The 12,043-nt window shown below is 32.2% G+C and carries 6 protein-coding genes and 1 pseudogene; all 7 read right to left on the reverse strand.

The window, feature by feature from the left end:
- Window positions 1-26 precede the first annotated feature (26 nt).
- The gene (locus K8P03_RS11235; protein WP_263285033.1) at window positions 27-155 is read right to left on the reverse strand and encodes a hypothetical protein; all 129 of its coding nucleotides are present in this window, start codon (window positions 153-155) and stop codon (window positions 27-29) included.
- Window positions 156-470: 315 nt separating this feature from the next.
- Window positions 471-4,475 (reverse strand): annotated as a pseudogene (locus K8P03_RS11310) (helicase-related protein); the annotation flags it as partial.
- A gap of 2,257 nt (window positions 4,476-6,732) precedes the next feature.
- The gene (locus K8P03_RS10155; RefSeq protein WP_223420553.1) at window positions 6,733-7,698 is read right to left on the reverse strand and encodes a DNA cytosine methyltransferase; all 966 of its coding nucleotides are present in this window, start codon (window positions 7,696-7,698) and stop codon (window positions 6,733-6,735) included.
- The gene (locus K8P03_RS10160) at window positions 7,691-9,412 is read right to left on the reverse strand and encodes a DNA topoisomerase 3 (RefSeq protein WP_223420554.1); all 1,722 of its coding nucleotides are present in this window, start codon (window positions 9,410-9,412) and stop codon (window positions 7,691-7,693) included. Before K8P03_RS10160 ends, K8P03_RS10155 begins: the two co-directional genes overlap by 8 nt.
- Before the next feature lie 92 nt (window positions 9,413-9,504).
- The gene (locus K8P03_RS10165; protein WP_044727512.1) at window positions 9,505-10,488 is read right to left on the reverse strand and encodes a nucleotidyl transferase AbiEii/AbiGii toxin family protein; all 984 of its coding nucleotides are present in this window, start codon (window positions 10,486-10,488) and stop codon (window positions 9,505-9,507) included.
- Window positions 10,481-11,092 (reverse strand): DUF6088 family protein, encoded by a 612-nt coding sequence (locus tag K8P03_RS10170; RefSeq protein ID WP_016502696.1) that lies wholly within the window; start codon window positions 11,090-11,092, stop codon window positions 10,481-10,483. Before K8P03_RS10170 ends, K8P03_RS10165 begins: the two co-directional genes overlap by 8 nt.
- 74 nt (window positions 11,093-11,166) lie before the next feature.
- Complete coding sequence (locus K8P03_RS10175; RefSeq protein WP_223420555.1) at window positions 11,167-12,030, reverse strand: CD1107 family mobile element protein; 864 nt, start codon at window positions 12,028-12,030, stop codon at window positions 11,167-11,169.
- Between the last annotated feature and the right edge of the window lie 13 nt (window positions 12,031-12,043).

The following is a 12,043-nucleotide window of genomic DNA, read 5'->3' on the forward strand; positions in this document are numbered from 1 at the left end:
TTACAAGATGGCGTTCGCTTTTTCCATTATCCTTTACCTGCACCATTATCAGCATTTCTTACGATTTGCCTTGCCTTTTGGCAACGGTACAGGCTTACCATGTTCCACTTAATTAACATTGATAACTTAGGCTCTACCTCTCTGCCGGTAGTCATTTTGTCCGTGTAATCCCACTGTGGAAAGGATTATCCGACTACGCACCATTTTGGTTCAGGCTTGTCAGCAACTTTAGCCTGTTCGCCTTAACGGCATTTATCAGTAGTTCACATATGTTAGCCATATTATCAAGCCTCGCTCCCTAACCGCCTTGTTGCTGGCAGTTTCGGTATTCCCTCACGGTTCAACCTCAAGTAGGGCTACTTTAATATCGGCTTACCACACCTAAGTGCAGTCGATACTTGGCTCAACTAACGGAATAGTTGGTTTGGTCATTATGCCAAACAGTTAAATTAAGCGACTTCATGTCGCACCCACAAATAAGAATCAAAGGTATTTTCTGTTACATATCTAAAGATATTGACTTTATCATTTTCATTACCTTGACGAACAATTCTACCACTTCTTTGCTCTAGGTCAGACGGTCTCCAAGGGACGTCTAAATCGTGTAAGGCTATTAGTTTATTTTGTACATTTGTACCTGCTCCCATTTTTTGAGTAGAACCTAATAAGACTCTTACTTCTCCTCTTCTTACCTTAGAGAACAATTCATCTTTTTGTTTGTCTGTATCTGCTTCGTGGATAAAGGCTATTTCTTCTTTAGGTATTCCCATATTCACTAGCTTATTTCTAATATCATCATAGATATTAAATTCTCCATCTCCTTTTGGTGTAGACATATCTGAAAATACTAATTGGGTCGATGAATTTTCTTTTGTCTTATCCCAGATTGAAAAGATATTTTTTACACATACATTTACCTTCGAATTAGGATCATCTGGAAGTAGTGGGTTTATTAATCTTTGGTCAAGGGCAAGTTTTTTACCATCATTTGTAATCTTTAGCATGTTATCTTCTGTAGGCTCGACTTGGTTATTTCTAACCGCATCAGCTCTTTCTGAAATAGCTTCTAATATTTCTTTTTGTTCCTCAGTAGGTTTTGTTTTAATAACTTCGAAGTTTGCTTCTGGTACTGGCAAATTTAACATATCTGAAGTCTTTATATCTGCTACTTCTTTAAACATGCTCATCAGTTCTGGCAAGTTATAAAACTTTGAAAATCTTGTCTTTTGCCTATATCCAGTGCCTTCTGGAGATAATTCAAATGTGTTTTCTGTTTCTCCAAAAGTAGAAGCCCAGGCATCAAAATGTTCTAATCCTCTTGTTTTTAAATCGTCATATTGAAGGTATCTTTGCATTGTATAAAGCTCTGTCATTGAATTTGATATTGGTGTACCAGTAGCAAATACAACTCCCTTACCATCTGTCATTTCATCCATATACCTACATTTCATATACATATCCGAAGACTTAAAGGCTTCACTCTGACCGATACCCGCAACATTTCTCATCTTGGTATGCAAGAATAAGTTTTTGTAATTATGAGCTTCGTCTATAAATAACTTATCTACTCCTAGTTCTTCAAAGGTTATTACATCATCTTTTTTAAAGTCATCATTTAGTTTTTCAAGTCTTACCAAGAGTTTCTTCTTTGTCTTTTCTAGTTGTTTAACGGTAAAATTTTCCCCTCTATTTCTTTTATTCTCGTCAATAAAGGAAACTATATCATCTATTTGGTCTTGTATATGCCTTACCTGGTATTCCTTGGACATTGGTATTTTTTCAAATTGAGAGTGTCCTATGATGACCGCATCATATTCTCCCGTTGCAATCCTACCAATAAATCTTTTCCTATTTTTAGGTTGGAAGTCTTTTTTATCGGCCATCATAATATTTGCTGACGGATATAATTGCATAAACTCCCTACCAATTTGAGTGGTTAGATGGTTAGGAACTACAAATAATGACTTACTTGCAAGTCCCAACTTTTTAGATTCCATAGCAGAAGCTACCATTTCAAAAGTTTTTCCTGCTCCTACTACATGGGCAAGTAGTGTATTTCCACCATAAAGAGTCCTTGCTATGGCATTTTTTTGATGTTCTCGTAGTCTGATTTCAGTATTCATTCCATCAAAAGTTAAGTTAGAACCATCAAATTCTCTATTTCTAATTGAATTGAATTTTTCATTATAAATCTTTTCTAGCCTATATCTTCTATCAGGATCTTCAAATATCCAATTCTTAAATTCTTCTTTAATCAGTTCCTGCTTTTGACTTGCAAGCATAGTTTCTTTTTTATTTAATACAGAAGTCTTAGACCCATCATCATTTATTACTTGGTCAAATACCTTCGTATCTTTTAGATTAAGAGCATTTTCAATTAGCTTATAGGCATTTACTCTACTTGTACCATAAGTCATGTTAGCAAGGTCATTAGTCGAGTCAACACTTTTACCTTCAATGTTCCATTCACTTGTATGTGGTGAGAACCTAACATTTATATTCCATCTATCATAACCTGGTGTTTTTAAAAGATTAAAAGTAAAGTCTTCTATATCTTTTTGAGGTATCCAAGTTGCTCCTAACCTTACATTTATATCAGAAGCAGTAAGTTCTTCAGGCATAACTTCTTGTAACTTTTCTCTTTGATATTTGAGTTTGCCTAACTCGTTTAATAATGTGTCTTTCTTTTCAGAAGGTGCTAAATCTATTACATTTTCAATTTCTCCGATATATGAATTGAGGTAGCCAATCTTTTCTCTGATATTACCACTTAAATATTCATCAGCCGATACATATGAAAAATGAAATGGATCGTCATTGTCAAAGTTCTCAAAGGGCATTCTGTTATTTATTAGGTCTGTATCCTTAATATCTAAAAATATCTCGCCCTCAAGCTCACCAATTAAGGTGTTCCTATCTTTACTTGTGATAGATTCCATATATTCAAAATCTACATATCCTTTTTGTGAAACTGATAAGACTAAAGCTTCAAGGGAAGTGTCTACATGGTCTACTACTTTTGCCTTTGTGATTGTTCTTTTTGAGAATATATCACTCTTAGCTTTGAAATTATCCTCATCATCAAGTATTTCTATTGATGATACCAAAGGAAAGTTTGAGTCTTCCTTTAAGGCTCTAGTGTTTGATAAGGAGTTAATAAAGCCATGTTTCTTTGAAAAGTTATCATAGACTTCATTTAACTTTGCTTGTGACTCTTCTATTTCTTCGTCTGAAAAATCGTCCTTTTGCTTTTCTATTACATCTTTTAAAGCATTCATTACATCAAGATAATCTTTTATCTTTTCTTTATTTTTATCTGATATATTCTGCTTAATTAATACTGAGTTTTCTCTTAGGTAGACTTCTTCATCAATGATGGTATAGGAAAAATTCTTAACATCATCTGTTGCTGGAAGACTTAATTCTTCATCTTCCAATAGCTCGACTTCTTCATATTTTGAATTTGAAGATATTTCCTTACTTGCAAGATCCATTAAATCCTTTAGATTTTCGTCTTCTTTTTCATCACAAGTAATTGTATTTCCAAATCTTCCAGATACTTCTTTCATATCCCCTAATACCATTTGAGGATTATCTACAAAGTATTTATTATAGGTCAAACCCTTTTTATCAGTTGATAGGTGTATCCAATCATCATCTCTTTCTATAACTGAATCTCTCTTCTTTAAGAAAATAATATCTGAAGTAACTTCTGTACCAGCAAGTCCTTTAAATGTTGTATTAGGTAGCCTCATAGCTCCTAAAAATTCACATCTTGCATTAATATATTTTCTAACAGATTCATCTTTTTTATCCATAGTTCCAGATGAAGTTATGAAGGCGATAATTCCTCCATTTCTTACCTTATCTATTGACTTTGCAAAAAAATAATCGTGAATCAGAAAGTTATTTCTGTTATATTCACGATCGTTAACTTTAAAATCTCCAAAGGGAACATTTCCTATTACCAAGTCAAAGAAATTATTTGAGAAGTTTGTTTCTTCAAAGCCTTTAATTTGAATGTTAGCTTCAGGATAAAGTTCTCTTGCTATTCTTCCGCTTAGACTATCTTTTTCTACTCCATAGACTTTAGAGCCTTGTATTTCACTTGGCATATTACCAATGAAATTACCTACTCCTGCAGATGGTTCAAGGATGTTCCCAGTCTTAAAACCCATATCTGTTAGGGTCTTATATATTCCATCCATTACCTCTCTAGGTGTATAAAATGATGTAAGAGTGGACTCTTTAGCATTCAAATACTCTTCATTTGTTAGATTTTCTTTTAAAATATTTCTTGCTTCAAGCCATTGTCCTCCCTTTTCTTCATCAAAGACATCGGCAAGACCACCCCAGCCTAGATAATCAGCAAGATAGGCTTGTTCATATTCTCTTGGACTCCTATTTTCATTTTCAAGTCTTTTTAGCATTTTAATAGCTTTTATATTTTTATCTAGCTTTTCTGATGGTGTAAGGTATTCTGAGTAGATATGATTTTTCAAGTCATAATTTCTAGCAAAACTTAGCTTTTCCTTATTAGGTTCATAGCCTAGATTTTTTAAATCCTCTTTACCCCTCAATAAGTTTTCGGCTGCTTCTCTTGGAACATTGTATCTATCCATCATTTGGTCAATTTCAGGATTGTGGTTATCTATAAAGCTTTCTTGCTCTACTTGTCTTTCAATTTGTTTTTCATGCTCAGATAATTTGTATATCTCATAATTTCCACTATCTAAAAGGTCATCAATCTTTCTACTTTCTTCAAATGTTTCACCTTTATATAAAGGGAATTCTTCCCCATTAACTTCTACCTTAGTTCCAGCTTCAATTAAGTTAATTCCATCAAAGGTATTCTTATCTTCTAAAATAAATTCTTTTCCAACCTTTACTGCTAATTTTTCTGATGTTTGAGTTAGATTTTCAAAGATTTCTTCAAGGTATGAATCGTTTCTATATGGAATTACTTCCGAACCCCTAATCATACCTCCCATATACTCCATATTATCTCTAATGGTTACAGTTTTAAGTCCTCCACTTAGTTCATCAAAATCTGTAATGGTAAAGTCCTTATCTTTATATCTAACTTGATCGCCTATCTTAAACTTAGGCTCTATCTTTTCCTTAACTTCTTCTTGTAATGATTTTTCCTCACTTAGTGCAACTTGCTCTTCTAAATATGAAAATTCACGCTCATTTACTTCTTCACCATCACCAAGGTCAATCCTATAGTGTTCGACAACTTCGCCATCTACATAGTGGTCAAAATAGAATTTGAAATATCCGATATAATCATCAGTCATTTCTCCAAATTCATTTTCTCCATGAGTTAGATTATGGTCTTTAACATCTATATCCTTTTGTCTTAGGACATTTATTAAATCCTTAGTTACTATCTGCCCACTATAATCGGGAACTAATTCGTGGTTTTCATTAAATTCTACAATCCAGTAATCTTTTCTATTTTCAGTGTTTTTGTCATCAAAAAAAGAAGCTTCATCAGCTTCCTTTTCTTGGCTTATTTCATTTTCTAGGCTTCCACGTATTCCTTGATTGCCATCTTCTTTACTGTTGCCATCAAGTTGTTCATCTGTCCTTGGTATTCCTCTGGATTCTCTCTCATCATCTTCTCTGTCAATCCTTGTGCTTTCATCATTTTGACTTTTTCTCTCTTGATAAAGTCCACTGCCTGATTTTGAATTTCCTTCAGATGGTTCAAAAGTGTTTTCTCCTCGTACATTTTCTGAAGTTTCTTCCAGTTCTCCATCTCCTCGCTCCCTACCAGGTAAGACAGTCTTAGAACTGCGTATGTTGGATTCGGAAATCTCTCCATAAATTCCAGATCCCTCTCCATCATGTCCAAGGTTTTCTCTTCGATCTTCATTGCTATTTCCTCTGTCGCTTCCATCTGTGAAAACTCGTCCATCTCTAATTCTTGACCTATCATCTCGTCTATATAAATCATCTTGACCTCCTTTATCTTCATTTATATTTTCTATATCTCTATTATAGTCGGCAGCGACCCTTTCTGTCAGCAGCCTAGCACGATCCATTCCCTTAGATTTTTCTATTGTGCTATCTATAATATCTTCGCTAACCCTTGATATTACAAGACCTATCTGTTCTAAAGAAATAGTATTAATCCTAGAAAAATTATTTTTTAAATTTTCCGTATCCATAGGATAGACTGTATTAAACCTATTAGCTACTGCATAAGATATTGAGTCTCTCATAAACTTTTCAAAACTCAGTCTATCCTCTATATCTATTCTCAAATCAGCAAGAGCCAAGTTAATATATTCATCTCCATAAATTCGACTCAAAGAAAATATATTTTCATTGAGTGAATCACTATCTTCAAATGAAGAATCTCTTATTATTTCTTTTAAAGCCTCGTTATGATTTTCATGATCAAACTGCCATAAGCTAACCTCATTAATATTCCTATCCATTGATGTGGTCTGACTAATATCAAAAATATATGAAACTTTTTTGTTTACATCACTTCCAACTAAAATTGGAATACCCTTTTGACCTCTCATAACAACTCTGCCCAAATATTTTTTCCACATATCAAAAGTCGCACAAGCTCTAGCTTCAGGTTCTTTGTTATATATACTTAATTGGCTAGAAAAATCATATTTCTGATTATTGCCTATAACTTTTAAGAGTTTTAAATATTCTTTTTCATCTTGCAAAACTTCATACTTTATTGCTTCTTGTATATTCTTAAAATCATTTACTTGCATTTCCTACCTCCATTCTATGAATTTCTTTTATAATAGCCATTAAAACATCAACCACAATAGAATTGCCGGCCTGCTTATATAGCTTGCTTGAAGTACAATTTTTTCTTCTTGGATGTGCTTCTTCTAGTTTGTTAATATCAATGTCATCAAAACCCATGAGTCTTAAACATTCTCTTTCTGTTAAATACCTATATTTACCATTTCCAATATCTATTATTCCTGAATTAGGAACTCTCATCTGTTTTGTAGAAATAGTATAAGAAAAAGCTTTAATCACTTTTAATCGCCCTCTAAAACTGTTATCTATGCCTTTATTTAAAAATTTCAGCATATAAGGTTGGGTCATTGTATAAAGTTCACTTACATCCTTTTCAAAAAATTCACTTAGTGGTCTTGTTTCTTTCCTCTCCAATTTATTAAAAGAAAAGTTATTTGCTCCAAGACATGAAACAACAAATATCCTCTCCCTTTTTTGAGGTATCCCAAAGTCCATTGCATTTAAGATTTTATACTTGCTTTCATATCCTAGGCTCTCTAGCTCTTTTAGATAAATAAAAAAGGAGTCCCTCATATTTCTATCAAGGACTCCCTTTACATTTTCCCAAATTATCCATTTAGGTTTGTCTTTCATTTCTTTAATTATTCTAATTGTTTCAAATAGTAAGCTTGATCTAGTTCCTGAATTCTTTGCTCCTCCCTGCTTTTTTCCTATTCTTGAAAAGTCTTGGCAAGGACTTCCATGCATAACTAAGTCTATCTTCTCATTAGGAGCTTTATATCCTACTACTGATTTTGCTTTATAATCTTCTCCATAAAGTGCGTTGTATGATTTAACACAAGCCTTATCTATTTCTACATAATCAACAACTTCATAAGGTATCTTTAAATTAATAAAAGCCTTTCTAATAGCACCTATGCCGCCGAAAAGCTCTAATATTTTTACCTTATTCATTTAGATTATTCTTGTACCTATCTACAAGCTCCTTTATACTATCTTCTATTTCTCTTAAAAAGTCTTCTTTATCAACTTCGCCAGAGCTAATCTTTGCAAGTTTCATTTCCCATTCAGATGTTGTTTCTGCTGATTTAAACTTATCCTCTACAATCGATACAAGTCTATTGCCTTTTTCTGTTACAAGTAGATTTTTCTTATCTCTTCTTATAAGATCCTTATGGATAAGATTTTCGATAATTCCTGCTCTTGTAGCTGGTGTTCCTAAGCCTTTTCTTTCTACTTCTATAGCTTTATCCAAAGATTCTACTCCTGCATTCTCCATAGTCTTTAAAAGTGTATCTTCATTATAATGACTTGGGGCTTTGGTGAATTTCTCCGATATATTTTTAGAAGTTAGCTTAATTTTATCTCCAGTCTTTATATCTGGTAATTCATTTTTTTGTTTTTCTTTTCCATAGCTCTTTAGATACTTGGTATAACCTTCATCGATTATAGTCTTGCCACTTGCATTGAAGTTAAATTTATCATATTCATATCTGATTTTTCTACTAGATTCCTTTAAGTTATCCGAACATGAAGCAAGTAATTTATCCTTAATTAGATTATAGATTTTACTTTCTTTATCAGTTAAATCTTTGGCTTTTCCAATACCTGATATAGTAGGAATAATTGCATAGTGGTCTGTAACTTTAGATGAATTAAAAATAGACTTAAAGTTTGATTCATTGATTTTAAAATCTTCTTCAAGTCCTTCCAATAATTCTTTCATAGTAGTAACCATATCATCGGTTAAATACCTACTATCTGTTCTTGGGTATGTGATTAGCTTTTTTTCATACAAAGCTTGTGCCAGGTTTAAAGTGTCATTTGCTGAATATCCAAAATATTTATTTGCTTCTCTTTGTAAGGTCGTGAGATCATAAGGCTTATCTGGTTTTGTGCTTATTTCTTTATCTTCTACCTCTGTAATAACTATTTCATCTTCTAGCAGATTTAATAGTTGCTCTGCAACTTCAATTCTATCAATCCTATCCGATACAAGTTTCAATCCTTTATAAGATAGATCAACTGTATAATATTTTTTCTTCTTAAATAGGTTTATTTCACTATCCCTTTTAGCTATTAAATATAGGGTTGGGGTTTGTACTCTACCAACAGAATATGTTTCCTTGTAAATGCAAGAATAAAGCCTACTTAAATTCATTCCTACCAGCCAATCTGCAATAGCTCTTGCACTTGCCGATCTATATAAGTCTTCAAAGTTTTCCCCTTCTTTAAGATTTCTAAAGCCATCCTCAATAGCTTTGTTTTCCATTGAAGATATCCAAAGTCTTTTAATCTTCTTCTTACATTTAGCTTGATTATATACAAGTCTAAAAATAAGTTCTCCCTCTCTACCAGCATCACAAGCATTTATAACTGTGTCGATGTTCTTATCATTTAAAAGTTTTTTCAAAATTCCATATTGTTTTTTAGTGCTTTTAGATACTTCATAAATATATTCTTCTGGAATTATTGGAAGATTTTCTATTGACCATTTCTTCCATTTTTTATCGTGTCTTTCTGGACTTGCCATTTGAATTAAATGACCGACACACCATGAAACAATGTATCCACCTCCCTCATAATATCCGTTTTTTCTTGTTCTTGCTCCAATTACTTTTGCAATTGTAACTGCTACACTAGGCTTTTCTGCTATTACTAACTTCATTAATACCTCCATAAATAAAAAAAGAGCGAAAGATTTCTCTCTCGCTCAAAGTTTTTCTCCCGAATATTATATTTTTTTCGGAAGAATTCGATTTACTTATTAATTTCTTTTTCTATTTCTTGAAGAACTTTTATAATCTCTTCAAAGTTTGGATATTCTCCATATATCATTTCTGACATAGCCTTATAATCTTTTTCTATTTCAGAAAATCGGTATTTTCTTGGGACTAATTTTAATCTACCATCTAATGCTTCTTCATACCTTGCCCACTTCCTAGGATAAAACTTCATTTTGAATTCAGTTACTTTCTTTAATAACTCCTTATCCTCTAAGGCTCTGTCTTTGAAATCTGAATTTGCTATTTTATATAAGTCATAAAAGTGTCTTGCATACCTATGTGGCATAGGAGAAGATTCTGGTCTATTTGCTTCGTGGTGTAAAATTGTTGCTTTTTCCCAAAAAGTTCTCTCTGCTGATACTGTTCTTATATTAGTTTTTTCTTTAAAAACATTTGGATAGGCTTCTCCAATTATTGGCAGGATTTCCACTTCAATTGCAGGTGTCCATGCTGCAAGACTTCCTATTTCGAGTCTTATATTTTGTGTCAAATAATTAGATTCAAAGATTTTAGGATATTTACATAGAATTGTTTGTGGATCAAGAGTATCAATCATAAATTCAAAGTCCATGTCCTTGAAATCTTGTTCTAATACTTTTAATAATTCATCTCTTAAAAAGATTTCAGTCTTTTCATTGACTTCTTTGTTGAATTTATCCTGTTTAGTATTTGATCTTTCTAACCAAGGTTCTTTTTCTTCGTAACCTAATACTCGCCAATCTAAGATTAGATCTATATCTTCAGAAAATCTTTCTATAAGTCCAAAGCATTTTGAAAGTGATGTTCCTCCTTTAAAGGTAAAATATTCCCTCCATTTGTTTTCATTAAATAGATAATCTAAGATAAAAGTAACCCAATAGTCTTTTTCAATGACTGCTTCAGATATATTTTTCTTTCTGGCTGTATTTACTATTAAAACTCTTAAGTCTTCTTTGTCTTCTATATAAAACTTATTCATTTTTGCCCTCACAAATTTCCCTTATTACTTCATATACCCATGCAGGAACTGATTTTGATTCGTTCATTAAGTCTATTCTTTCTTTTTCACTTAAGTTTTCTCTTATTTTTTGTATAACTTCGCTGGTTATATTTTCTTTACCTAAAGACTTAATTGCTTGAATAACTGTTGCAGTCTTTAGGGACATATTAGCAATCTCTCCTGGATTTACTTTTTTAAATTCTAAAACCGTATCCCCAATTTTATATTCTTTATATCTTCCACTAGATATATATTTATAGTGAGTTGGAACTTGTGTTGAAAGTCCTAATAAGTTTAAGGCTGTACTATTATATGGTGCAATATTCCAATTGTATTTTCTTGCTATGGCAAGTGCTAACTCGTGAATTGATACTGCTTCGTACTCTCCGATTAATTCACTGTATATTGGATTATAATAGAATCCATTAATTACTCTTTTTATTTTATTTTCACTAACTAGTTGATTTAAAGTTCTACGAACAGTTTCATTTCCTGCTATATCTAAGAAATCATTGTTTATAAAAACTTTTCTGCTATCAAAATCATTAATTCTATTTTTTATTTGATCTAAATAGGAATTCATTTTGCACCACCTTTCTCCCGAATATTGTATCATATTCGGGAGAAATAATCAATTTAGATTAAATTTTCATATCCTTATAATAGTTCATCGTCATCATCATCTAGTGATTCTTCATTACTTTCTTCATTGTCAGATTCATCTTCTGACTCACTAATATAATCTTCATCATCTTCTTCAAAGTCTTCCAACATTTTATCTTCCTTAGCTTTAACTACCTTAAAATAATATCCTGCTCCTACTACTCCTCCAATTACAAGTGCAACAATTAGAAATGAACCTATCCCGCTTTTCTTTTCTTCTTTTACTGGAACAGTCTTAGGTTCTTCTTTTTTTACTTCTTCTTTCTTAGGCTCTTCAACCTTTATAGTATTTTTATCTTCTGATTCAATCATATTAAGTAGGTCTTGCTCCCCTACTTCTGTTAATAATCTTACATTATCTTGATTTGATGAGTGATCCACTATTAGGTGCATAGTTTTTCCACTTTTAGTTTGAAATGTTAAAAATTGTCTTACATCTACTGGATTTTCTTTATCTTTTTCTGTATCTCCACTTGGTGTAATATCTTTTCCATTCCTATCTACATTTTCAATTACTGAACCTCTTGCCTTATTTTCTTGTGTCGCAAGATTATTTACTGCCTTTGTATTACCACCTTTTACAAGTGGTGTTTTCTTAGGAGGATTATTTGAAGGCTTATTTGCTTCACTTGTATTTCCTGGTATTCTTGGAACATCTTGATAAGGAATTTCTTCTTTTGATGGTGCAAAAACATCATCTTTCAACATTTTCTCAAATTCTTCTTTTTGTGGTTCATAGATTGATTCACTTTGATTTTCTATTTGCCCTTCATTTGTCATTGCAAATGTAGTTGCTGGTACTGTAAATGTAAAAAGGAGTAACGCTATGGCTACTCCTCGTTTAATGCTCTTATTCATTTTTCTATCCTTT

This window comes from Anaerococcus murdochii (assembly GCF_019957155.1).
Lineage (GTDB): Bacteria > Bacillota > Clostridia > Tissierellales > Peptoniphilaceae > Anaerococcus > Anaerococcus murdochii.

Coding starts and splice junctions, on each gene's coding strand:
- K8P03_RS10155 (WP_223420553.1), bottom strand. CDS start 7,698: ATGAATAAGGTAAAAATATTAGAGCTTTTCGGCGGCATAGGTGCTATT.
- K8P03_RS10160 (WP_223420554.1), bottom strand. CDS start 9,412: ATGAAGTTAGTAATAGCAGAAAAGCCTAGTGTAGCAGTTACAATTGCA.
- K8P03_RS10170 (WP_016502696.1), bottom strand. CDS start 11,092: ATGAATTCCTATTTAGATCAAATAAAAAATAGAATTAATGATTTTGAT.
- K8P03_RS10165 (WP_044727512.1), bottom strand. CDS start 10,488: ATGAATAAGTTTTATATAGAAGACAAAGAAGACTTAAGAGTTTTAATA.
- K8P03_RS11235 (WP_263285033.1), bottom strand. CDS start 155: ATGACTACCGGCAGAGAGGTAGAGCCTAAGTTATCAATGTTAATTAAG.
- K8P03_RS10175 (WP_223420555.1), bottom strand. CDS start 12,030: ATGAATAAGAGCATTAAACGAGGAGTAGCCATAGCGTTACTCCTTTTT.